The organism is Clostridium thailandense, assembly GCF_019207025.1.
In the GTDB taxonomy this organism is placed as follows: Bacteria; Bacillota; Clostridia; order Clostridiales; family Clostridiaceae; genus Clostridium_AM; species Clostridium_AM thailandense.
Map to the genome: position 1 here is coordinate 1 of NZ_JAEEGC010000041.1, position 24,516 is coordinate 24,516.

The window sequence follows — 24,516 nt, forward strand, 5'->3', positions numbered from 1 at the left end:
GCGATCCCAGTGGCTCAGCTGGTTAGAGTGCCGGCCTGTCACGCCGGAGGTCGAGGGTTCGAGTCCCTTCTGGGTCGCCATATTAATTTGCTGGCATAGCTCAGCAGGTAGAGCAACTGACTTGTAATCAGTAGGTCGCGAGTTCGATTCTTGCTGCCAGCACCATTTATTAAAATTGTATGTTTATGCATACAGTTTTTTTTGTATGTAAAATATTAAAATTATACGTGTATAAAAATGAAGTAGCACAAAGTTTAAGTTTTGTGCTACTTTTTCTGTAATTAATAACTTTTGTTTTTTATATTTTGCTGTATTCTTATATCTTCGCCAAAAAAGTTACATAAAGTAAATTCCCCAAGCAATCTAGAAGAAATTCTTTCTGAGTATATTTTTAGTAAATCTTCTAAATCATAATTTGTTGAAACTAATAATTTACTTTTCTTGAGAAGCCGTCTATTCAATAAGTTGAACAGCTCTGTCCTTGAAAAGTCTGTTATTTGTTCTGATCCTAAATCATCTATTATAAGTAAGTCACAGTTTAATAACAAATCTTCTAACGTATTGTCATTGTTAAATCTTATGTGTTTTAAATCTTGAATTAAGGAATCAGCGGTTCTATATACTACTAGATAGCCATTATCTAATAGTTCCTTAGCTATACAATTTGACAAAAAGGTTTTACCGGTTCCCGAAGTGCCTAAGAATAACAAGTTCTCATCAGTAAAAGAAAAATTTTTAATTAGGTTCCAAGATTTTGAGACTATATTCTCTATATTTTTTCTAGGGCTTACAGGTTCACTTCCAGTTCTTCGGGCAGAATAAAGTTCAAAATTAAAGTTAGCAAAATTATTTTTTTTCAATATTTCTTTTAAATCTGAGTTCTCATAATACAGATCTACAAGTTTTTGTTTGTAACAAATACATTTAGTGTTGCCTATAAAACCTGTGTCTTTGCATTTATTACATTTATAATTTATCTCTAAGTAATCTAATGGATAATTATTACTCACTAAAAGTTCGGATTTTTTTATTCTTAGGTCTGTAATTTTTTCTTTTAGTTCTTTAAGATAGTTATCTTTGTTTTGTGCATTATTTAATATATTTATTGATAACTTCAAACATAGCTTCGCAATTTCTGATTCGATTTTTATAACTTCAGGAATTTTGTTCCCTATCTCATCTCTTCTCAATTTAAGAGATTTTTCTTCAGTTTTTCTTATATTTTCATAAGTTTTTACTATACTACTTTCATAACCTTTAATCATTTATCATCCCATCCTAAAAGCTTCTTTTTTAAATCATCATAATCATAGTCTCTTTGTTTAAAATTGTTAAATGTGCTATTTGATGCTTTATTATAATTATTATTTTTAAATGAAGAATTAGAATTGTTATTATAAGAAGATTTTTTGTTATCCTTTTTTAAGTCCTTTTTATCTACATCTTCTATAGTTGCAATTCCGTCTTTGTTCCAACTATTTAAAATTCCATCAATGTATTTAAAGTCTGCTTTGTTAATTCTTTGAAAACATATATCACATGCTCGATAGATAACGTCTAAGGAAAAGTTATATGTACTAATCCACTTATGTAACAAGTCTTCTTGAGGCTTCATTATTTCTGCATCTTTTATACCTAAATAATTTAATATTTTTCTTATTTTAACCCATTTATCTTCATGTTTCTTTATAAATGCTTGAGCATCATCTATACTTTTGATTTTAGCATCAAACCATGCAATAGCTATTTTTTCGATATATCTGCAATCGGTTTTACCTCTTGAAGCACAATATTGAATTAGTAGAAGTATAATTTCAGGAGTAAAATTAAAATCCTTCAACCAACCTATGTACATAGTCATTTCTTTTGAAGAAAGAGGTCTTCCTAAAAGTTTTTCTATATCTTGTAACATGTCTTTAGTAGAATTTTTATTTAGTTCTTCAAGTAGATTTATATCATTTGAGTTTACTGAAGGTAAATCTACTAAATCTAAAAATTCAATACTGTAGTTTCCCATGTTATCAATCGGAATTATTTTAATTACATTCTCATCATTCCAATAATTCCATGCGTTTAGAACATCCGTTTCTAGTAAATGAAGGGCGCTGGACATTATTTGAGAATTTACCCCCAATTCTCCAGAGACACAATATTTTAGCCCTAGAAGATATACCTTAACGAATTCTCCTCGGGCTTTTGGCATAAATTTATCTATAAAAATGTTACTAACAGGAGTATAAGTTGAACCACCACTTTTGAATACGAAAGTGCTCATATTTTTAAGACCTACCTTTGTTTTGTTTATTATTAAAAAATAGTTTCTAATAAATTATTATAACAAAATAGTAGTAGTATAACAATTAAAAAACATTATAAAAGTTGTAATAAATTTTAAGAAATAAGGCAAAATAAAGAAGTGAGAGTAAAAATACAATATTGGAAGGAGTTGGTGATTTTGTCACTAAGTGATAGGTCTAAGAAGATACTAATTTATATATCTATAATTATTACCATTATAATATCTGGGCAATATGTATACTGTAATATATTTAACGCTTATCAAGTATATATGGATGATAAGCCATTGGCCTATGTAAAAAATAAAGAAGACTTTTATAATGTAGAAAAAGATATAAAAAAAGATTTAGAAAAGAGGTTTGTGAAAGTTACATCTCAGGATGTTGTAGATTTTAGAAAAGCTTTAGTTAACTCAAAATACATATCAAGTAAAAATGAACTTAAAAGCATAATTTTGAAAAACAGTAAAATGAGTGTATCAGTAGTTTTGATGAAATCTGATGGTAAAAAACTTGGGACACTTGCTAATGAAAATGAAATGATTAAAGTTTTAGATACGATCAAAAATGAATATAAAGATAAAAATAAAACGGAAGATCTCAAATTAAATAACCATATAACATATGTTAAAGAAATTGCTAATATTAATGATGTAAATACTATAGATGAGATAGTAAAAAAGGTGAAAGAAGATTCTAATAATTCACTTGTATGCTTTTCTAAAGGACAGGAATCTAACAGTGTACAAAGTTCAAATCTCTCGAGAGCGTCAAGTAAAATTAATCTTCTCCAATTTCCGACTAAAGGAAACATAACATCCCCTTTTGGAATGAGATGGGGAAAAATGCATAATGGAATAGATATAGGAGCATCAATGGGAGACCCTATTTATGCTGCTATGGATGGAAAAGTAATTTGTGCAGAATGGGAAGATGGTTATGGAAAGGTAATAAAAATAGACCATGGGGTAGGTATAGAAACTGTATATGGACATTGCAGCAGTATAGATGTTAATGTTGGGCAGACTGTCAAAAGAGGAGAGAAAATAGGTCTGGTAGGAAGTACAGGAAACAGCACTGGACCACATGTACATTTTGAAGTTAGAGTTGAAGATGTTCCTAAGGATCCTATCACATACTTAAGATAGGATGAAATAATAGAGATTAAGTGTATAATAAAGAGAACTGATATTTATTTACCAAGATAGTTGTGGATAGATATCAGTTTTATTAATGATGATTCATAAGTAAAATATAAGCATTATTAGGTAATTATATGAATTAATTACTTAAAATGTAAAATTTATTGACATGCATAGCTTTTTAATATATACTTTGACTATCAAAATATTTGACAATGAAAATAAAGTTAAAGGGGACGATTAAATGAAACTACCTCCATTAATTATTGGAGATTTAAAAGCTGAAGTACCTATTATCCAAGGTGGTATGGGTGTAGGTGTATCAGGATATAGACTCGCATCAGCAGTTGCAAATGAAGGAGCTATTGGTATAATATCTTCAGTTCAAATAGGATATAGAGAAGAAGATTTTCAAACTAATACAAAAGAAGCTAATATCAGAGCATTAAAAAAAGAAATAAAAAAGGCAAGAGAGTTAAGTCCTAATGGAATTATAGGGGTTAACATTATGGTAGCTATTACTGATTATGATGAGGAAGTAAAGGCTTGCGTAGAGGAACAGGTTGATTTAATCATTTCTGGTGCAGGCCTTCCTTTAGCGTTGCCTAAACTTGTAGAAGGAAGTAATACTAAGATAGCGCCAATTGCATCTTCAGGAAAATCAGCTTCAGTTATTACAAAACACTGGATTAAAAAATATAAGAGAGTTCCTGATGTAGTTGTAGTTGAAGGTCCAGAAGCAGGAGGTCATCTAGGATTCCATCCAGAAGAGGTTAGAAATAATAAATTAAAGCTTGAAGAAATAGTTGTTGAAGTAATTGAAGCATTAAAGCCTTTTGAGGAAGAATATGACACAAAAATTCCTGTGGTAGCAGCAGGTGGGATTTATACAGGAGAAGATATTGCAAAATTCATAAAGATGGGGGCTGCAGGAGTCCAGATGGCTACACGTTTTGTAGCAACTGAGGAATGTGATGCTCATATAGATTTCAAAAAGTCCTATATTAATTCTAAGAAAGAAGACATTAGAATTATACAAAGCCCTGTAGGACTTCCTGGAAGAGCTATAGAAAATGATTTTATAAAGCAAGTTGAAAGAGAAAGAATTAAACCTAACAAGTGTTTCAATTGCTTAAAAAAGTGTGACCCTAAGAATACTCCTTATTGCATTTCAAAAGCTTTAATTGAAGCTGTTAAAGGAAATGTTAATGATGGATTAATATTCTCAGGCAGCAGCGCTTATAGAATAGATAAAATTGTTACAGTTAAAGAGTTAATCAAAGAACTAACTACTGATGCTGAGAAAAGTCTAACTGATGATTAGAAATTTTGATTTGGGTATGTTATATAAATAAGTTTTTACTATATTAAATTTTTAGAAGTGGTGATTTTGTGGCTAATGAGTGTATTAGCATTTTAAATGATCTTCTGGTAGGGATTTTTGATGACATATTAGAAATTGAACAAAATGCTCTTCAATCTGGTGCCTTTAAAGATTTATCAGTTACAGAAATACATACTATTGAAGCGATAGGAATGTATAAAGCAAGAACTATGACAGAAGTTGCCTGCCAACTGAATATAACTTTAGGAACGTTAACTACAGCTATAGGACATCTAGTTAGAAAAGGTTATGTTGAAAGAAAAAGAAGTGAAGCAGATAGAAGGATAGTATATATTCAACTAACTAAGAGAGGTAAGCTAGCATATAGAGTTCATAGAAAGTTTCACTCTGATATGATTAAGTCATCTATAGAAGAGTTGACAGATGAAGAAGAGCGAGTTTTAGTCATTGCCCTTAATAAGATCAATAGTTTTTTTATATCTAAATATAATTTAAATACTAATTTTAAAGGAGAAAAATAATGAATAAGGTACAAGTTATAGGTACAGGTAGCTACGTACCATCAAAGGTTGTTAGTAACGATGATTTATCACGTATGGTAGATACCAGTGATGAATGGATAAGTAGCAGAACAGGCATAAAAGAAAGAAGAATATCAGAAGGTGAAGATACATCAGAAATGGCTTCAAAAGCAGCAATGAAGGCTATAGAAAGTGCGGGGATAAAGCCTGAAGATATTGATCTAATTATTTTAGGTACAGCTACACCAGACAATTTTATTCCATCTACAGCTTGTATAGTGCAAAGTAATATAAAAGCCATGAATGCTATGTGTTTTGACATATCAGCAGCTTGCTCAGGGTTTGTTTATGGATTAGATATTGCCACACAGTTTATAAGAACTGGAAGTTGTAAAACTGCTCTAGTTATTGGTGCAGAAACTCTTTCCAAAATTATTAATTGGGAGGATAGAAATACTTGTGTGCTATTTGGCGATGGAGCAGCAGCAGCAATTTTACAGACTTCCGATGTAGAAGGAATATTGGCTATTTGTAGAGGAGCAGACGGAAGTAAAGGTAAGGCATTAGTTAGTAGTGCAATTCCAGTAAAAAATCCATACGTAAGTAAAGAAATGCTAGATAAACAAGTGGATGCTACAGTTAAAATGGATGGAAGAGAAATATTCAAGTTTGCAGTAAAGGTTATAATACAAGAAGTAGAGAAACTCTTAGCAGATGCTAAGTGCTCTTTAGATGATATAAAATATATAGTACCGCATCAAGCTAACTCTAGAATAATAGATTCGGCAGCAAAAAAATTAGGCGTAAGTGAAGAAAAGTTTTATTTGGATTTGGATAAATTTGGAAATACATCTGCAGCTACTATAGGTATTGCGCTAGATGATATGGTACAAAATAATTTACTTGAACATGGAGATAAGATTTTACTCATAGGTTTTGGCGGAGGTCTAACTTACGGAGGACTAATAATAGAGTGGTAAGGAAACTTACACAAAACTATGGAGGACAAAATGATATTTGAGAAGATAAAAAAAATAATATCAGAACAACTAAAAATAGATGAAGAAAATATAACAAGAGAGACTTCTTTTGAAGAATTAGGTGTAGATTCCTTAGATTTGTTTCAAATAATAATTGAAATAGAAGAGGAATTCGGAGTTCAGATAGAAGATGCAGAGTCAATTAGAACAGTCGAAGAGGCGGTTGACTTCGTTAAAGGCAATATAAAAAAGTAGATGAACAATAGACTATAAATTTAAAAATGGTCAGGAGGAAAAACTATGATTAATTCCGTATTTGCCCAGATGGTGGGTATAAAGTATCCTATTATCCAGGGAGGAATGGCCTGGATTGCAGATAGTTCCCTAGCTGCAGCGGTATCTAATGCAGGAGGGCTTGGAATTATAACGGGAAATGCCCCGTTGGAGTGGGTAAGAGCTGAAATAAGAAAAGCCAAACAGTTAACAGATAAACCCTTTGGAGTAAACATAATGCTTTTAAGCGAAACTGCAGAAGCAGTAGCGAAAATGGCTTGTGAGGAGGGTGTTAAAGTCGTTACAACTGGGGCTGGAAATCCAGGAAAGTACATTGATATGTGGAAAAAACATGATATAAAGGTTATTCCAGTAGTAGCTTCAGTAGCATTGGCTAAAAGGATGGAAAGAGCTGGTGTAGATGCAGTTATAGCTGAAGGTTGTGAATCAGGAGGCCATGTTGGAGAGCTTACAACTATGACATTAGTTCCACAGGTAGTAGATGCGGTAAAGATTCCTGTAATAGCTGCAGGAGGCATAGGAGACGGAAGAGGAGCTGCAGCAGCTTTTATGCTTGGAGCAGTTGGTATACAAGTTGGAACAAGATTTTTAGTGGCACATGAATGTACAGTTCACCAAAATTACAAGAATAGGGTATTGAGTGCAAAAGATATAGATACACAAGTTACTGGAAGAGCAACAGGACATCCAGTACGTGTTTTAAGAAATAAGTTAACTAGACAATTCCAGATACTTGAGAAAGAAGGTGCTGGAGCAGAAAAGTTTGAGGAACTTGGAAGAGGAGCACTTTCTAAGGCTGCACGTGAAGGCGACGCTGATAACGGATCGGTAATGGCAGGACAAATAGCTGGACTTGTTTGTAAGGAACAAAGTTGTAGTGAGATAATTGAAGAGATATTTAATGAAGCAGAGATGCATTTAAAAAGAGTTAATCAAATTTTTAAGGTTATATAGCTAGGGAGGATTATATGAGTAAGATAGCTTTTTTATTCTCAGGTCAAGGTGCTCAGTATGTAGGCATGGGAAAAGAATTATATGATAACATAGAAGTATGTAGAGAAGCATTTGAAAGCGCTGATGAAGCATTAGGATTTTCTATAAGCAAAATATGTTTTGATGGTCCAGAAGATGATTTAAATAGCACAGAAAATACTCAACCCGCAGTTTTAACTGTAAGTATTGCAGCACTTAAAGCTTTAGAGAGTCATGGTATAACTGCAGATGTAACTGCAGGCTTAAGTCTTGGCGAATATTCTGCTTTAGTTTACAGTGGAGTTCTAGATTTTAAGGAAGCTGTAAAGCTAGTTAAAAAAAGAGGAAAGTATATGCAAGAGGCAGTGCCACAAGGTATTGGCACTATGGCTGCTATCATTGGATTAAATGAAGAAAGCATAAGAGAAGTATGTGATGAATGCTCTAATATAGGAATAGTTGAACCTGCAAATTTAAATTGTCCGGGTCAAATTGTAATTGCAGGAGAAGTAAATGCTGTAGAAGCTGCTTGCAATAAACTAAAAGAAAAAGGAGCATTAAAAACAGTAATGTTAGCTGTTAGTGGTCCTTTCCATACATCAATGCTTGCGCCAGCGGCAGAAAAGTTAGAAACAGAACTTGATAATGTTTCAATCAATGACTTTAAAATTCCTGTAATAACAAATGTAACAGGAGATGTTATTGAAGGTAAGGAAAAGGTAAAACCTTATCTTAAGAAGCAGGTTATGAGTACAGTCCTTTTTGAAAAAAGCATAAAAAAAATGATGGACATGGGAGTAGATACCTTTGTAGAAATTGGACCGGGAAAAGCATTAAGTAGCTTCGTAAAAAAGATAAATAGAAAAGCTACAATTTTAAATGTACAGGATTTAAAGTCTCTTGAAAGTACTATAGAAAAACTAAAAAGTTAGAATGGAGAATGAGTTATGAAGGTTTTAGAAGGAAAGACTGCAGTAGTAACTGGTGCTAGTCGTGGAATCGGTAAAGCTATAGCAGTTAAACTGGCAGAACTTGGTGCAAACTTAGTGATTAACTATAGAAGTGATTCAAAGTCAATAGAGGATGTAATTAAAGAGATTGAAGATAAAGGAAGTAAAGCTATAGCTGTTCAAGGAGATGTTAGTGTATTTTCAGATGCTGAAAATATTATGAAAAAGGCTGTTGAAGTTTTTGGATCATTAGATATACTTGTTAATAATGCAGGAATAACTAAAGATGGATTAATTCTTAGAATGAAAGAAGAAGATTTTGACAAGGTTATAGATGTAAATTTAAAAGGAGCTTTTAATTGCATAAGACATGCAACACCAATAATGATGAAACAAAAGTGTGGTAAAATAGTTAATATATCATCAGTAGTTGGGATTGTAGGAAATGCAGGTCAGATAAACTATTCAGCTGCAAAGGCAGGAATAATAGGAATGACTAAGTCTGTAGCAAGAGAGCTTGCTTCAAGAGGAATTAATGTAAATGCTGTTGCGCCAGGTTTTATTCAAACAGATATGACAGAAGTTTTATCAGATAAAGTTAAAGAAGGTACTTTAAATAGTATACCATTAAAGAAATTTGGTAAGGCAGAAGATGTAGCAAATATGGTAGCATTTTTAGTTTCACCATCTGCAGATTATGTTACTGGTCAAGTAATAAATGTAGATGGCGGAATGGTTATGTAAATTAAAATAAAGGTTGGTGAAATTATAATGGGAAAAAGAGTTGTAATAACTGGTTTAGGTGCAATAACTCCAGTAGGAAATGATGTAAGTTCATTCTGGAATAATATAAAGAATGGAGTACCTGGCATAGACTTTATAAAGAGCTTTGATACAGAAGGTTTCAAAGTAAAGTTAGCAGCAGAAGTTAAGGACTTTGATCCTTTAAAGTATATAGAAAAAAAAGAAGCAAAAAGAATGGATACATTTTGTCAGTTTGCTTTGGCATCAGCTATTCAGGCTGTTGAGAATTCAAAGTTAGATGTAGAGAATGTAGAGAAAGAAAGATTCGGAGTTATAGTTGGTTCAGGAATTGGTGGTATAGGTACTATAGAGAAAGAGCAAACAAAACTTTTAGAAAAAGGACCTGGTAGAGTTCAACCATTATTTATACCTATGATTATAAGTAATATGGCAGCAGGAAACATAGCTATTAAATTCGGTGCAAGGGGAATATGTACAACAGTGGTAACTGCTTGTGCTACAGGAACAAATTGTATAGGAGAAGCTTTTCATGCTATAAAAAATGATTTAGCTGATATAATGATAGCTGGAGGAACAGAAGCTTCAATTACACCACTATCAGTGGCTGGATTTACATCATTAACAGCTTTATCAAAAAGTGCTGATCCCAAAAGAGCATCTATTCCATTTGACAAAGAAAGAGATGGATTTGTAATGGGAGAAGGTTCAGGAATATTAGTTCTGGAATCTTTAGAACATGCTCAAAAAAGAGGAGCGACTATATATGCTGAGGTAGTTGGATATGGATCAACCTGTGATGCTTACCATATAACCTCTCCAGACCCAGATGGAGAAGGAGCTGCAAGAGCTATGCAAATTGCCATAAACGAAGCAGGAATAGATAAAGAGGAAGTATCATACATAAATGCTCATGGAACAAGTACTCCAGTTAATGATAAATTTGAAACTGGAGCAATAAAAAGAGTATTTGGGGAAAGTGCTAGCAATATACCTATAAGTTCTACAAAGTCTATGACAGGACACTTATTAGGTGCAGCAGGAGCCATAGAGGCTATAGTTTGTGTTAAAGCTTTAGAAGAGGGCTTTGTTCCACCAACTGTTGGATATGAAGTGCCTGATGAAGAGTGTGACCTTGATTATGTCCCAAATGCAGGTAGAACTGCAGAACTTAAATATGCAATGTCTAACTCCCTTGGATTTGGAGGACATAATGCTGTAATTTTATTAAAAAAGTGGAGTGAGTAATATGGATTTTAAAGCAATTGAAGAAATGATAAAAACTGTAGATAATTCTAAATTAGGATACTTAGAGGTTAATTGGGAAGGTATTTCTATAATAATGAGAAAGCAGGGAGAGCCTGATTACCAAAGAAGTTTAAAAGCAAATGAAAGTATAAATAAAGAAGCCATAAGTACTTCGGAAGAGAATAATATACCTGAAGCAGCGGCAGAGATAAAAGAGACTGTTAAGAATATTATTAATGAGTCAAAAGAAGAGATTAAAGTAGAAGTTGATGATAAAAATATAAAAGACGTAGTATCACCTATAGTCGGAACCTTCTATAGTTCACCTGGTCCAGATAAGGAAGTTTTTGTTCAGGTAGGATCTATGGTTAAAAAAGGAGATACACTTTGTATTATTGAAGCTATGAAGCTTATGAATGAAATTCAAAGTGAAGTAGACGGAGAGGTAGTAGAAGTTTTAATTGAGAACGGGAAAATGGTTGAGTACGGTCAGACTATGTTCAAAATAAAAACTAATTAATAAACCAGTATATTACTAGGAGGAAGAACAATGGAAAATGAAGATTTCAGTGTAAATCTTGGAATAAAAGAAATACAAGAAATTATCCCTCATAGATATCCATTTTTATTAATAGATAAAGTAACATATATGGAGCCAGGAAAAAAGGTCATTGCATATAAAAATGTAACTATGAATGAATATTTTTTTCAAGGACATTTTCCTGCCGAACCAGTTATGCCAGGAGTTCTTATCATAGAGGCCTTAGCACAAGCTGGTGCAGTGGCTATTCTAAGCGAAGATAAATTTAAAGGGAAAATAGCCTTCTTTGGTGGAATAAATAAAGCAAAGTTTAGAAAAAAAGTGGTGCCAGGAGATGTTTTAAAGCTAGAAGTAGAAATCATAAAAATTAAAGGACCAGCAGGTATTGGTAAGGCAATAGCTTATGTAGGAGATAAAAAAGCTGCAGAAGCAGAAATAATGTTTATGATAGGCTAGTTAATATGTGGTAAAATAGTATATATGTTAGAAACTTTTATCTATATAACTAAAACTAGAATATTAGGAGTGGAGTTTTAAAAGTGTTTAGTAAAATATTAATTGCCAATAGAGGAGAAATAGCAGTTAGAATAATAAGAGCATGCAGAGAAATGGGAATAGAGACGGTTGCTGTTTATTCGGAAGCTGATAAGGATGCTTTACATGTTCAAATGGCTGATGAAGCTATCTGTATTGGTCCAGCTGCAGCTAAGGATAGCTACTTAAATATTCAAAATATAATAAGTGCTACTGTTCTTTCAGGAGCGCAAGCAATCCATCCAGGGTTTGGTTTTTTATCTGAAAATAGCAAGTTTGCAAGAATGTGTAAAGAGTGTAATATTACATTTATAGGACCTGAACCAGAATGCATTGAAAATATGGGTAATAAGTCTAATGCAAGAGATATTATGACTAAGTCAGGTGTTCCTGTAGTTCCAGGTTCTAATGGTGCTATAAATAATGAAGAGGAATTATCAAGGCTTGCAGAAGAGATTGGATATCCTGTTATGATTAAAGCATCTGCAGGCGGTGGTGGAAGAGGCATAAGAATAGTATATGAAAGAAATGAGCTTATAAAAGCCTATGAGAATGCTAAAGCAGAATCCATGGCAGCCTTTGGAGATGATACTATATACATGGAGAAATTTATAGAAAGACCAAGACATGTTGAAATTCAAATACTAGGTGATAGTTTTGGAAATATTATATATTTAGGTGAAAGAGATTGCTCCATGCAAAGAAGAAATCAAAAGGTTTTAGAAGAATCTCCAAGTCCTATAATGACAGAGGAACTTAGAAAATCTATGGGAGAAACTGCAGTAAGAGCAGCTAGAGCGGTAAATTACAATAATGCTGGCACCATAGAGTTTTTATTAGATAAGAATAATAAATATTATTTTATGGAAATGAATACTCGTATACAAGTAGAACATCCTATAACAGAGATGGTCACTGGTATAGACCTGATAAAGGAGCAAATTAAAATTGCTGCAGGTGAAAAGCTAAACTTTTCTCAAGAGGACATAAAGATTAGTGGGCACGCAATAGAGTGTAGAATAAATGCTGAAGATGCTAGTAGAGGATTTATGCCATGTCCAGGAAAAGTGAAGGATATGTATGTGCCAGGGGGCTTTAATGTGAGAGTTGATAGTGCAGTGTATTCAGGATATGTAATACCTCCATACTATGATTCAATGATAGCTAAACTTATTGTTTATGGTAAGGATAGAGAAGAGGCTATTAAAAAGATGAGAAGAGCGCTAGGAGAATTTATCATTGATGGAGTTAGTACAAATATAGATTTTCAATTCGAACTTATAAATAGTGAAGAATTTATAAATGGTGATTATGATACCAGGTTTATTGAGAATAGATTTAATATTTCATAATAATAAGCTTTGCTAATTTTGACTGGAGGTGAGCTAACTTGTTGAATAATCCTTTCAAAAAAACTAAATATATCACTGTTAGTCAACAAGCATTAAGAAAGACTGAGGACACTTTAGAAACAAAACCAAGTATTCCTAATGGCATGTGGGTTAAGTGTGATGGCTGTGGGAAAATAATATATAATAATGATTTAGAAGAAAATAATAAAGTATGCACTCAATGTAATCATCACTTTAGAATGACCGCAAGAGAAAGAATAGAATTTATAATTGACAAAGATACTTTTGAGGAATTTGACAAAGATATGACTTCAGACAATCCTATATCATTTAGTGGATATGAGGAAAAAATAAGAAGAATGAAAGAAAATGCAGGAATAAATGAGGCGGTAGTAACTGGAAGAGGTCGTATTATCAAGGAAGATGTAGTTATATGTGTCATGGACAGTCATTTTATGATGGGAAGTATGGGATCTGTAGTAGGAGAAAAGATTACTAGAGCTATTGAAAAGGCTATTGAACTAAGGCTACCGATAATAATTTTTACAGCATCTGGTGGCGCAAGAATGCAGGAAGGCATGTTTTCTCTTATGCAAATGGCTAAGGTAAGTGCAGCTATTGGAAAGCTTAATGAAGAAGGTTTACTATATATTACTGTACTTACGGATCCAACTACAGGAGGAGTTACTGCAAGTTTTGCCATGCTTGGTGATATAATTTTATCAGAACCAGGTGCATTAATTGGATTTGCCGGCAAAAGAGTTATAGAGCAAACTATAAGACAAAAGCTTCCTGAAGGTTTCCAAAAGGCTGAATTTTTATTAGAACATGGTTTTGTTGATAAAATAGTCGGTAGAAATGAGTTAAAGAGTACTCTTAAAAAGATACTTTTTATTCATAATAGAAGTAAATAAATATTTTTGAAATATTTATATTTCTAAAGAAAGGAAACTGTTCATATGGAAAAGTTAGAAAAAGTACAGCAAATAATAACTCAAAAGTTAGATAATAAAAGTGCATGGGAAAGAGTTTCTTTAGCGAGAATGCTTGAAAGGCCTACTTCTCTTGACTATATAGAGAGAATATTTGATTCTTTCATAGAGTTTCACGGTGATAGACATTTTAGTGATGATGCTGCGGTTGTTGGAGGAATTGCTTTACTAGATGGCGAACCTATAACTATAATTGCGCATCAAAAGGGAAGAAATACAGCAGAAAAGATAAAAAGGAACTTCGGTTCACCTCATCCTGAAGGATATAGAAAAGGCTTGAGACTTATGAAACAGGCGGAAAGGTTTAATAGACCTATCGTATGCTTTGTAGATACTCAAGGGGCATTTTGTGGTACTGGAGCAGAGGAAAGAGGTCAGGGAGAGGCTATTGCAAGAAATCTTATAGAAATGTCAAGCCTAAAAACGCCTATAATTTCTATAGTTATAGGTGAAGGAGGAAGTGGTGGAGCATTAGCCTTTGCTGTTTCAGATGAAGTGTGGATGCTAGAAAATGCAGTATATTCAATATTATCTCCAGAAGGATTTGCAAGCATATTGTGGAAGGATTCTTCACGTGCTAAAGAGGCTGCTGAAATTATGAAGATTACAGCAAAAGATTTAAAGGAATATGAAATCATTGACAAGGTGTTGAAAGAACCTTTAGGGGGAGCACACAAGGATGTAGAAAAAATGGCATCATCAATAAAAAGTGAACTAATAAAGTGCTTTGATGAATTAAAAAAACAACCAGTGAAAGAATTACTGGAAAAAAGGTATAATAAGTTTAGAAATATGGGTAAATATACAGAGTAATAGATTGATATACTAGTTTATTACTAGGACAAAATATTTTAGATTAATGTTTAAAAAATAAGTTATAATATTAAAGTGGCTTTTATTTTGATAATGAAGGCTGCTTTATATTTATATTCTAAAAAGGGGTGGGTTTAAATGGCTATTAAGACATTATTTACTTATGATTATGGTGAAGAAAGCATGAACAAGATTAAGGAATTAGGATATGACATAATAAGTATACGAGAGAAAGATGCAGTTTATGATAAGAATATAGAAGATGTAGAAGTTTTAGTATGCTATAATCCATTTCAAACTTTGGATATAAGAAAGATGAAAAAATTAAAATGGATACAGTTATCGAGTGCTGGAATAGACCAATTACCATTAGAATATGTGAGAAACTCTGGAATTATTATAACTAATAATAGAGGTGGATACAGCATACCAATTGGTGAATGGATTGTTTTAAAAATATTAGAGCTTTTGAAACATAGTGCTAAGTTGTATGAAAATCAAAAAAATAGATTATGGAAAATGGATACTACAATATTAGAACTGTGTGGAAAGACTATAAGCTTTGTAGGGACAGGAGATATTGCAAAAGAGGCTGCGAGAAGATTAAGAGGTTTTGATGTAGAAATTTTAGGTTTAAATACAAGTGGAAGACAGGTAGAGTATTTTGACAAATGCTATTCATCAAAAGATATAAAAGGAATGCTATCAGTCAGTGATATAGTTGTTATTACAATTCCTTATACAAATGATACTCATCATTTAATAGATGATGAGAAGTTTAAAATGATGAAAGACAAGGTATGCATTATTAATGTAGCTAGAGGATCAATAATGAATGAGAAAGACTTAATTAGAAATATTGAGCAAGGGAAAATTTACGGTGCAGCATTAGATGTAGTAGAAGAGGAGCCTTTAAGTTCAGACAATCCTTTATGGAATTTTCAAAACGTAATTATAACTCCTCATAATTCATGGATGTCTGAAATGAGAAATACTCGAAGATTTAACATGATATATAATAATATGAAAAAGTATGCTCAAAATGAAAAATTGATTAACATAGTAGATATAAATAAGGGATATTAACAAATAGGCATGATAGTTTTAGCCATTATACCTATTTGTCGTAAAATAACATGAATTATATGTTGCTTACTTATTAGGAAAGTAATCTATTTAGATCAAGGATGCCTGCACCCTGAAGACATTTTGGTATATCTTTTAAATCACACGATACTTTTAAAAGAGAAACTAAGTCTTTAAAAGTTAAAGTAGGATTATTTTCATATAGAAGTGCACAAACTCCACTAACATATGCGGCAGCACAAGATGTACCACTATAGAAGGTATAAGGAGTGTCTAAGGCTTTAGGGTATATTTTTAGTCCATTCCTTTCGGAAACATAGTTGACGCTTGAATTAGTAGAGCAAATGTCTACAGCAGCAGCTACTAAGTCAGGTTTTTCTAATTTTCCAAAGGGTCCGGATGAAGAATATTTATACGGCTCAATTGAGTCAGTTGTGGTATCAATGCCGCCTACAGTAATACAGTTATCAAGAGTTGCAATTCCTGAAATGCTTCCTTCAGAATTTCCATTATGTCCAGCAGGGACAACAACAGTTAAGTTACTTTTTACAGCAATATCAAATATCTTAGAAAATAACAGTGTTAAAAAGTTACTATTTACAGTTAACTCAAATGGGAGATATAAAATTTTAATGTTATATTCATTGCTTTTTTCAATTAAAGTTTGTATAGAAAATAATATATCAGATACTAGTCCCTTACCTAAACTATTGAAAGCCTTAATGCAATATATAGAGCTGTCCTCAGCTATGCCTTTATAAACGCCTTTAGATAAATATCCGCTGCCACACAGTATACCACTCATAAAGGTTCCATGACCGTTATCATCATATGGATATTTGAACTCATTAATCAAATCTATAAATCCTTTTATTTTATTTTTAGGGTTTAAAAGATCAGCATGAGGGTAAATTCCACTATCTACAATACCTATACATATGTTTTTACCTGTAAGTTTATATCCTTCTTGCATAGATATTTTGTTAGAGGCTAGAACACTTCTTCCGCATAAGAGTGCTAAGCTATCTAATGATATATAGCTTACTTGAGGAAATTCAGATATCTTTTCTATAGCATTAGGGGAAAGAATTGCACATATACAATTTATTAGAGGAATAAAATGTATTAAAGTCCCTCTATAGGACTTTACTTTTTTTTCTATTACCTCTGGAAGGTTTTTGCAATATATAATTACCCTGTATTTTTTATAATATTTTCCATCTATAGATACTTTTAAGTTAGGATCTAATTTGTTTTTAGTAAAAAACATTTAAAGCTCCTTAAAAATTAATTACATTATATATTATAAGCTAAGAAGGAAATATATGTGCAACATATATTAATTTTTAGGATTATAGTAAAATTGTATTATTCCAATTTGAATTGATCTTTGCATAGATTAAAAAAAGCTTTTGCAGTAGGTGTAAGAGTTCTTTTAGAACTTACAGCTAAATAAATAGATCGTTTTAAGGAAAGATCTTGTATGTAGCTTTCTTTTATAAGTCCAATACTAGAATAATTTTTAGAGACCTGTTTTGAAGCCACAGATACTCCAAGGCCTTCCTTAACACATTGAAATATTGCATCGAGATTATTAACTTCAAAACATATATTTATATTAGAGCTATCTACACCATGATTTTTTAAAGCATCTTCGAAGGTTTTTCTAGTAGCAGACCCTTCTTCACGCATTATAAATGTATATTTAAGAAGAGAGTTTAAATCAATTATATTTGGAATATTAATTTCAGGAGAAGATATTACTATTAAATCATCTTGTATAAGTTCATAACATTTAACTTTTTCATCATTAACTAATTCTCCTATTAGACCTATTTCGCAATCGAATTTTATAATATTTTCAATAATTTCACCAGAACTACTTTCTAATATATCAAAGGACACTTCAGGGTATAACAAATGAAACTTTTTAAGTAGAGAAGGTAAAATAGTATTACAAGGTGTAGTACTAGAAGCTAATTTAAGTCTTCCACTAATGTTCTCATTAAAGTTTGATAAATGATATATAGCTTTGTCTCGAGTATTTAGTATATCTATGGCATATTTTAAAAAGGAATCTCCAGCAGGTGTAAGTAAAACCTCTTTAGAAGTTCTATCAAAGAGCTGAATGCCTAGTTCTTTTTCAAGGCTTGCTATATGTGAACTGATTGCTGGTTGTGAGAGAAAGCAAAAGTTTGCTGCTTTAGAAAAGCTTTTGAATTTTGCTACATTTATAAAGGCTTCTATTTGTTTAAAGTCCATCTGATTACCCCCTAAAGAAAAATGTTTCTATATAAAAATAATAACATAAAAATCATAGCCATGATATATTATAGGTAGATATTATTAAATAGTCTAATCAATAATCTCTAGTTAATATCAAATTTAGGCAGAGTATTGGCATGTATTGTGAGCTAAAAAAGTAAGGTTGAAATCTAGTTCCAACCTCATCTTTAGTATTTGTATTTGAAGATTAGTATTCCAATTATCATTATAATAACTCCAATTATTTTTGTAACTCCAAATTTAACCTGAGTAGTGTCAAAAAGGCCAAAAGCATCAATTAGAGCAGCGGTAGTAAGCTGGGCAACTAATATAATGGATATGGAACAAGTTGGCCCTAAAGACTTAATTCCCTGCATGACAGTGTAAATTATTATAACTCCCAATACACCACCTAAAAGATATAGCTTATTACAATTTTTTATATTTTTAAAACCACCATTGCCTAATATACAGACTGCTATAATTGTAATTATTAATCCACTCGCTTGAACTATAACATTAGTCTCCCATAGTCCTATTTTTTCTCCTAGTCTTGTATTGAAAACTCCTTGAAAACTCATACATATTCCAGCAAGTAATGAGACTATTATACCGAGCATTTAACTATCACCTTCCCAAATCTAGTTTAACCATAGTGTTTATTTATTATTAATTAATAAAATAAAAAAGCCTATGATTTTTCATATCATAGGCTTTAATCTTAATACCCTTCGTTTTGTCTTTTATGATTAACAGAATTCTTTTTAATGTAAGCATTTTCAATTTCAGTTGTGGAAAAATCTAAACTTTTACCAAGGCTTAAAAAATCTTCAAATAAGGTTATGTAATGATCTTTAGCAGAAGAAACTATAAAGTCATTTATATCTACATAAAGATTTAAAAACTGTGCAGTTATGTCATATTCAACTTCTTTAGCTTCAATATCAACATCTGTGAATTCTTTTTCAAGTCCTAATGTTAATATGAAATGAAGGCAATCAACATATTCTTCTAAAATAACATCTTTATTTGAAGGTCCTTTTTCACTCCAAAACTTAAAACATCTTGTTTCATTTGCAAGTTCAGCTAGCTCAACCTGTAAGGCTAATATTTTTTTGGAAATTAAAGATTTATCATCAAGTCCTCTCTGATGTCTAATATGTTTATCCAAGTCCTCTTGTAATTTAAATAGTGTTGAAAATTTCATATAATAAGGCCGCCTTTCCATATCCTTATAATTAAATAAAAGTTAGAGTAGAAAGTTTTCAATATTCGCTTTTTCCTACCTATATTATTTTAACGAAAATCATCAAATATTGAAATAATCAGTAATCGGTTACATAAAAATTTTTTTAAAATTTTAAAATATTTCTTACTTTAGATGTTATTATATGTTTTGTTCAGAAAATAAAAGCAGAAATTTGCAAGTTTTTACTCATAAATTTCTGCTTTTAGCAATTATAAAATTTTATTTTTTAGTTACTGCGGATTTTACATTTACTCCATCAATCTTTCCAAGCTTTCCCGTCAAAGCACTAATTTCATCTGAAGTACCATCTACTATTAACGATATAACCGATAAGTTTCTTTCCCTATAAGGGATTCCAAGTCTTCCCACAATAATTTCTGAATGATAATGCAATATATCATTAACCTTTGAAACATTTTGAAGATTTTCTATTACAATGCCTACAACACCTATTCTTTTTTCCATAAGCTTAACCCCTACCTATTAGAATTCAGCAGAGCCTGTTGTTCTTGGAAATGGAATTACATCTCTTATATTTCCCATTCCTGTAATGTACATAAGTATTCTTTCAAATCCAAGTCCAAAACCGGAATGTTTAGTTTCTCCGTATTTTCTTAATTCTAAATACCACCAATAATCTTCTTTATTCAAATGCATTTCTTCTATTCTTTTTTCAAGAACATCAAGTCTTTCTTCTCTTTGGCTTCCACCAACAATTTCTCCAACACCAGGAACTAGTAAATCTGCTGCAGCGACAGTCTTTCCATCTTCATTTAGTCTCATATAAAATGCTTTGATGTCTTTTGGATAATCAGTAACGAATATAGGCTTTTTAAATACCTTTTCAGTTAAATATCTTTCATGCTCTGTTTGCAAATCTATTCCCCATTCAACAGGGTATTGGAATTGAGCACCAGATTTTATTAAGATATCAACAGCTTCAGTATACGTTATTCTTCCAAAATCGGAATTAGCTACATTATCTAATCTATCAAACAATCCTTTATCGATAAATGAATTAAAGAATTCCATTTCTTCAGGAGCATTTGTTAATACGTATTTTATAACGTATTTAACCAAGTCTTCTGCTACGTCCATATAGTCTTTTAATTCTGCAAAAGCCATTTCAGGTTCAATCATCCAAAATTCAGCAGCATGTCTTGCTGTATTTGAATTTTCAGCTCTGAAAGTTGGCCCAAAAGTATAAACATTTCTAAATGCAAGCGCCATACATTCAGCAGATAACTGTCCGCTTACAGTAAGATTAGTTTCTCTTCCGAAGAAGTCTTGAGAAAAGTCCACATCTCCTTTGTCATTCTTTGGAACATTATTCATATTCAATGTAGTTAACCTAAACATTTCTCCAGCACCTTCACAGTCACTTCCTGTGATTATTGGAGTATTAGCATATACAAATCCTCTTTCTTGGAAGAATTTATGAACGGCATAAGCAGCAATGGAACGAACTCTAAATACTGCAGAGAAAGTATTACTTCTTGGTCTTAAATGAGCTATTGTTCTTAAATACTCAAGAGTATGTCTCTTCTTTTGGAGAGGATAATCTGAAGAAGAAGAACCTTCTACTACCATTTTTTTAGCTTTAATTTCAAAGGGCTGCTTTGCATCTGGTGTAAGTACCAATGTACCTTCAACTAATAGTGATGTACATATAGGAAGTTTAGTAATTTCTTTAAAGTTATCTAAACTATCCTCAAATACTATTTGAACATTTTTAAAGAAACTTCCATCATTTATTTCAACGAAACCAAATGTTTTAGAGTCTCTTACCGTTCTTATCCATCCAGAAATTTTTACGTCTTTATTAGAGAATTTTTCACATTCTCTGTAGAGTTGTTTTATTAATGTTATGTCCATGTTACAATTTCCTCCTTAATTCTTTTATACTATTTTAACCAAATATGTATAAATTTAAAAGATGTTCATTTGTAAAAATTACATTATTTTGTAATGTTAAAGCTCTTTTCATGATATTTGCTACAATAATAGTTTATAATAAGGGTAATGTAATTGTCTACAATTAATTACTACGAATCTCTAATTCATCCATAAACATATAAGTATATGGATTAGAAAAAGAAGAAAGCCTGACGTATTTGGCAGATACTGGTTTATTCAGAGTTAAATATATTCTATACTTAGATCCGCTACGTTCTGAATATGGAACACTAGGCATTCTTAAAAGTCCTATTGGTTCAAAATATAGACCATCATTAGAAACTGAAACTGATGCGCTATCAGGCAATTGAATCCAAGGTAACGGATCTCTTAAGTAATCTACAGAAATTTGCTGTAAATCAGTTTTTTTACCTAGATCTATAGTAATATCAACAGGTTTACCATACCATCCAACAAAAGCTTTATCTTTACTAGAATTTGAATTAGAGTAAACACCATCAGTTAATTTCGTAAAATATGGATCATTATAGTTGTAATCAGGCAATGGATAAATTGTATACCTACAACCTTTAGAAAGTACATTAGGAAGCTCTTTGTCAACATTTACAAGTACTTTAACATCATTTGATGAATTAGAGAGATTACCATAAAAATCGAAAGATTTTACTTCATAATTACATGAATACATATTATTTTTTAAAAGAGGTCTATCAGTAAAATTCATGCATAATCCCTTTGGATCTCCACCATAACGTCTTTGGACAGTGGTATTAAAGACTAAAATTCCATCTCTATATACATTATATCCACAAATATCATTATTATCTTTAGGTGCTTCCCATGAAATTAGGAATTCATTTTTATTTAAGGTCTTGACAGCCAAGTTTTCTGGACTTTTAGGTTTGTGAACTGAAAGTTTGCCATTAATAACATAATCATAATACGCCATTTGAAAACCTTTATCAATATTATTAGGGCTATAATAATGACTATAGGAGAAGGTTACTATATTATCTACACAAGGACTTTCGAGTTTTAGCTGTTCTATAAAGCGATTTATTGGTACACTCGAGTTATTTACATAATCAAAGTTTTCAGCATTTGCCCAAAATAGAAGACCAGGTTTTGAATTTACTGATTTTCTTAAAGCTGTAAACCAGGGATTAACATCATCAAGGTTTAAGCGACCACTTCCAACTGCATCTTGTACGCAGAAAATATCTCCTTTAATTAAGTCTGTATGTGCAAAGAAATAAGTCCAGTTATTAGCATACTCTTTGGCTGTACCGCAAGATGAGTTCATAAAAGGAGATAATAAAATCGGTAGACGCTCACTTTTGGATTTTAAATACCTAAGGTTAATATTAATAGCATTAGATAAAATGGAAAATTGCTTTAAGTTATTAAATTTTGAGTTATCGACTTCGTAAGGAAAATACCAGCCATAAAAAGAATTAGGGTATTTAGAATGGTATTTATTATATAGCTCATCAGATACCTGATTTATCTTATATACTTGGTCATATAGCCACTGAGGATCGTCTCCGGATTTTTGCCACCAATCGCTGTTGAAGTAAGTATCTACAAAAACCTTTAGTCCCAATTTTTCTGAAGTTTTAAGACAAAGGTCAATAGGATCTGTTTGTCCATATATTTTCGTAAAACCAGGTATATTACTCTTATACACAATTTTTGATCCATTTTCACTGGAGAAAGATACTCCAGTAATGATTATATAGTTCATTTTATTTTGTTTTATATAATGAAGTTCACTATTCCATTTTGACTCATCCCAATTTTGTGTAAGATCTAATTGAATAAAGGTTCCATTAGCTAAGGGATAGTTTTTATTGGCCCTAAGTGGACTATTATAATAAATAAACACAAATAAGGCCACAGTTAACATTATTAGAGTAATTTTGACTCGAGACTTTCTATACATCATTATTCAGCATCATATTCCTTTCTATAGTAATTTACAATCAGTCAATACTATATAAATTATAAACTTATATATATGCTAACTCAAATTAAACTTGTAAAGTAGGAAAAAAGTTTATACGTCATTAAGATGAATTATTTATGATATGGTTCATTATTAATTATTCGATATCCCCTATAGATTTGTTCTAATAATATTACTCTCATAAGCTGATGGGGAAATGTCATTTTGGAAAAACAGAGGCTAAAATTTGCTCTAGCTAACACAGAGTTAGAGAGGCCTAAGGAACCCCCTATAATAAAAGTTAAATTGCTGTTACCATTAATGGCAGATTCTTTGATAAAATCAGCTAATTCCTCCGAAGAAAGCATCTTTCCTTTTAAGTCTAATGTTATGACAAAAGAATTATCTCTTATGTGTTTTAATATACCTAGGCCCTCTTTTTCTTTTATTAAGGCTTCTTCCTTATCAGAGGCATTATCAGGGGTTTTTTCATCAGAAACCTCTATAATTTCGAGTTTACAATACCGACTCAAGCGTTTTGCATATTCTTCAATGGCTGCTTTTAAATATTTTTCTTTAAGTTTACCAACACATACTACAGATATATTCATAATTCCTCCAAGTTTTAATGATTATATTTTTATTAGCAATAAGGCGTATTTAAAGTTAAATTCATATTTAGTATAGAATAAATTAATCAGAAGCAAAAAATCCTTACACGGTGTGTAAGGATTTAATCTAAATTAAGCGTTTTTTCCGCAACAATTTTTGTATTTTTTGCCACTTCCACATGGACATGAATCATTTCTTCCGACTTTATTTTTATTTATAATAGTTTTAGAAGCAACCCATTGCTGACGAATTTCTTTTCTTTTTTCCGGTGAGAATATTGAATCCCATTGAGGAAGACTATATAAATAATCAGCTTTAGCATCCAACATATTAAAATATAGTTTTTCAAAATCAATTTTAATATTTATGTTAGAATCATTTTCTAAACTCTCAAGATCAAGTGATTCCAAAAGACTATCATTCACTCCATCTAAGAATCCCATAAAGAAAATTGTTGAAGTTTCATATTTATCTGCTAAGTCTTTTATTGATCCGCTTATATTGTCATTATGTTCTGCTAAAATTCTTGTGTAGATATGTCTTTCAATTGAACCGTATTCTTTCCAAAAAGCTGCTTCCCCTCTAGTTTTAACAAAATCTATAACCATATCTGTCCAATTTTTATACAAACTCATATCGTATTCTCCTTTGAAAATATATTAATAATTTTAAAAATATACCACTTGAATATTATAATAG

At 31.5% G+C, this 24,516-nt stretch carries 26 protein-coding genes and 2 tRNA genes; 17 read left to right on the forward strand and 11 right to left on the reverse strand.

What is annotated here, in order from left to right; genetic code table 11:
• Positions 1–2 precede the first annotated feature (2 nt).
• Positions 3–80: transfer RNA gene (locus I6U48_RS10075), tRNA-Asp, on the forward strand.
• A gap of 9 nt (positions 81–89) precedes the next feature.
• Positions 90–165: transfer RNA gene (locus I6U48_RS10080), tRNA-Thr, on the forward strand.
• Positions 166–281: 116 nt separating this feature from the next.
• Here I6U48_RS10080 and I6U48_RS10085 read toward each other — a convergent pair.
• Positions 282–1,265: an ATP-binding protein gene (locus I6U48_RS10085; protein ID WP_218320289.1), complete on the reverse strand. Its 984-nt coding sequence runs from the start codon at positions 1,263–1,265 to the stop codon at positions 282–284.
• A complete protein-coding gene (locus I6U48_RS10090; RefSeq protein ID WP_218320290.1) occupies positions 1,262–2,275 on the reverse strand; it encodes a DnaD domain protein in 1,014 nt (337 codons plus the stop codon). Before I6U48_RS10090 ends, I6U48_RS10085 begins: the two co-directional genes overlap by 4 nt.
• A 180-nt stretch (positions 2,276–2,455) precedes the next feature.
• Between I6U48_RS10090 and I6U48_RS10095 the strand changes: the two genes are divergently transcribed.
• The 15 genes from I6U48_RS10095 (at position 2,456) to I6U48_RS10165 (ending at position 15,829) form a co-directional block, all read left to right on the forward strand.
• Positions 2,456–3,445 (forward strand): M23 family metallopeptidase, encoded by a 990-nt coding sequence (locus I6U48_RS10095; RefSeq protein ID WP_218320291.1) that lies wholly within the window; start codon positions 2,456–2,458, stop codon positions 3,443–3,445.
• Positions 3,446–3,683: 238 nt separating this feature from the next.
• Positions 3,684–4,763 carry an NAD(P)H-dependent flavin oxidoreductase gene (locus I6U48_RS10100; RefSeq protein WP_218320292.1) on the forward strand — a complete coding sequence of 360 codons (1,080 nt, stop codon included), beginning with the start codon at positions 3,684–3,686 and terminating at the stop codon, positions 4,761–4,763.
• A 68-nt stretch (positions 4,764–4,831) separates the two neighbouring features.
• Positions 4,832–5,305 (forward strand): MarR family winged helix-turn-helix transcriptional regulator, encoded by a 474-nt coding sequence (locus I6U48_RS10105; RefSeq protein WP_218320293.1) that lies wholly within the window; start codon positions 4,832–4,834, stop codon positions 5,303–5,305.
• Positions 5,305–6,285, forward strand: a complete 981-nt coding sequence (locus I6U48_RS10110; RefSeq protein WP_218320294.1) for a beta-ketoacyl-ACP synthase III — start codon at positions 5,305–5,307, stop codon at positions 6,283–6,285. The genes I6U48_RS10105 and I6U48_RS10110 overlap by 1 nt, the downstream gene beginning before the upstream one ends.
• 18 nt (positions 6,286–6,303) lie before the next feature.
• Positions 6,304–6,540: an acyl carrier protein gene (gene acpP, locus I6U48_RS10115; protein ID WP_446681752.1), complete on the forward strand. Its 237-nt coding sequence runs from the start codon at positions 6,304–6,306 to the stop codon at positions 6,538–6,540.
• Between the two features lie 45 nt (positions 6,541–6,585).
• Complete coding sequence (fabK, locus tag I6U48_RS10120) at positions 6,586–7,533, forward strand: enoyl-[acyl-carrier-protein] reductase FabK (RefSeq protein WP_218320296.1); 948 nt, start codon at positions 6,586–6,588, stop codon at positions 7,531–7,533.
• Positions 7,534–7,547: 14 nt separating this feature from the next.
• On the forward strand, positions 7,548–8,483 hold the full coding sequence (gene fabD / locus I6U48_RS10125; RefSeq protein WP_218320297.1) for an ACP S-malonyltransferase: 936 nt from the start codon (positions 7,548–7,550) through the stop codon (positions 8,481–8,483).
• Between the two features lie 15 nt (positions 8,484–8,498).
• Positions 8,499–9,245: a 3-oxoacyl-[acyl-carrier-protein] reductase gene (fabG, locus tag I6U48_RS10130; RefSeq protein ID WP_218320298.1), complete on the forward strand. Its 747-nt coding sequence runs from the start codon at positions 8,499–8,501 to the stop codon at positions 9,243–9,245.
• A 27-nt stretch (positions 9,246–9,272) separates the two neighbouring features.
• Complete coding sequence (gene fabF / locus I6U48_RS10135; RefSeq protein WP_218320299.1) at positions 9,273–10,511, forward strand: beta-ketoacyl-ACP synthase II; 1,239 nt, start codon at positions 9,273–9,275, stop codon at positions 10,509–10,511.
• Position 10,512: 1 nt separating this feature from the next.
• Positions 10,513–11,031, forward strand: coding sequence for an acetyl-CoA carboxylase biotin carboxyl carrier protein (gene accB, locus I6U48_RS10140; protein WP_218320300.1), 519 nt, complete (start codon positions 10,513–10,515; stop codon positions 11,029–11,031).
• Positions 11,032–11,061: 30 nt separating this feature from the next.
• Complete coding sequence (fabZ, locus tag I6U48_RS10145) at positions 11,062–11,508, forward strand: 3-hydroxyacyl-ACP dehydratase FabZ (RefSeq protein ID WP_218320301.1); 447 nt, start codon at positions 11,062–11,064, stop codon at positions 11,506–11,508.
• Positions 11,509–11,591: 83 nt separating this feature from the next.
• The gene (locus tag I6U48_RS10150) at positions 11,592–12,938 is read left to right on the forward strand and encodes an acetyl-CoA carboxylase biotin carboxylase subunit (RefSeq protein WP_218320302.1); all 1,347 of its coding nucleotides are present in this window, start codon (positions 11,592–11,594) and stop codon (positions 12,936–12,938) included.
• Between the two features lie 38 nt (positions 12,939–12,976).
• Positions 12,977–13,852: an acetyl-CoA carboxylase, carboxyltransferase subunit beta gene (accD, locus tag I6U48_RS10155; RefSeq protein ID WP_218320303.1), complete on the forward strand. Its 876-nt coding sequence runs from the start codon at positions 12,977–12,979 to the stop codon at positions 13,850–13,852.
• Positions 13,853–13,897: 45 nt separating this feature from the next.
• On the forward strand, positions 13,898–14,743 hold the full coding sequence (locus I6U48_RS10160) for an acetyl-CoA carboxylase carboxyltransferase subunit alpha (RefSeq protein WP_218320304.1): 846 nt from the start codon (positions 13,898–13,900) through the stop codon (positions 14,741–14,743).
• A gap of 138 nt (positions 14,744–14,881) precedes the next feature.
• Positions 14,882–15,829 carry a phosphoglycerate dehydrogenase gene (locus tag I6U48_RS10165; RefSeq protein WP_218320305.1) on the forward strand — a complete coding sequence of 316 codons (948 nt, stop codon included), beginning with the start codon at positions 14,882–14,884 and terminating at the stop codon, positions 15,827–15,829.
• 73 nt (positions 15,830–15,902) lie between these two features.
• Here the strand turns inward: I6U48_RS10165 and I6U48_RS10170 are convergent, their stop codons facing one another.
• From I6U48_RS10170 to I6U48_RS10210, 9 genes are all read right to left on the reverse strand, one after another.
• Complete coding sequence (locus tag I6U48_RS10170; protein WP_218320306.1) at positions 15,903–17,099, reverse strand: S8 family serine peptidase; 1,197 nt, start codon at positions 17,097–17,099, stop codon at positions 15,903–15,905.
• Between the two features lie 98 nt (positions 17,100–17,197).
• The gene (locus I6U48_RS10175; protein WP_218320307.1) at positions 17,198–18,091 is read right to left on the reverse strand and encodes a selenium metabolism-associated LysR family transcriptional regulator; all 894 of its coding nucleotides are present in this window, start codon (positions 18,089–18,091) and stop codon (positions 17,198–17,200) included.
• A 191-nt stretch (positions 18,092–18,282) separates the two neighbouring features.
• On the reverse strand, positions 18,283–18,714 hold the full coding sequence (locus I6U48_RS10180; protein WP_218320308.1) for a DMT family transporter: 432 nt from the start codon (positions 18,712–18,714) through the stop codon (positions 18,283–18,285).
• A gap of 101 nt (positions 18,715–18,815) precedes the next feature.
• Positions 18,816–19,301: a dUTP diphosphatase gene (locus tag I6U48_RS10185; RefSeq protein WP_218320309.1), complete on the reverse strand. Its 486-nt coding sequence runs from the start codon at positions 19,299–19,301 to the stop codon at positions 18,816–18,818.
• A gap of 261 nt (positions 19,302–19,562) precedes the next feature.
• A complete protein-coding gene (locus tag I6U48_RS10190; RefSeq protein WP_218320310.1) occupies positions 19,563–19,808 on the reverse strand; it encodes a TM1266 family iron-only hydrogenase system putative regulator in 246 nt (81 codons plus the stop codon).
• A gap of 18 nt (positions 19,809–19,826) precedes the next feature.
• On the reverse strand, positions 19,827–21,218 hold the full coding sequence (gene asnS / locus I6U48_RS10195) for an asparagine--tRNA ligase (protein WP_218320311.1): 1,392 nt from the start codon (positions 21,216–21,218) through the stop codon (positions 19,827–19,829).
• 163 nt (positions 21,219–21,381) lie between these two features.
• Positions 21,382–23,145, reverse strand: coding sequence for a DUF4434 domain-containing protein (locus tag I6U48_RS10200; protein WP_312890961.1), 1,764 nt, complete (start codon positions 23,143–23,145; stop codon positions 21,382–21,384).
• Between the two features lie 191 nt (positions 23,146–23,336).
• Positions 23,337–23,816, reverse strand: a complete 480-nt coding sequence (gene rlmH, locus I6U48_RS10205) for a 23S rRNA (pseudouridine(1915)-N(3))-methyltransferase RlmH (protein ID WP_218320312.1) — start codon at positions 23,814–23,816, stop codon at positions 23,337–23,339.
• A 132-nt stretch (positions 23,817–23,948) separates the two neighbouring features.
• Positions 23,949–24,452: an SEC-C metal-binding domain-containing protein gene (locus I6U48_RS10210; RefSeq protein WP_218320313.1), complete on the reverse strand. Its 504-nt coding sequence runs from the start codon at positions 24,450–24,452 to the stop codon at positions 23,949–23,951.
• Positions 24,453–24,516: the final 64 nt, after the last annotated feature.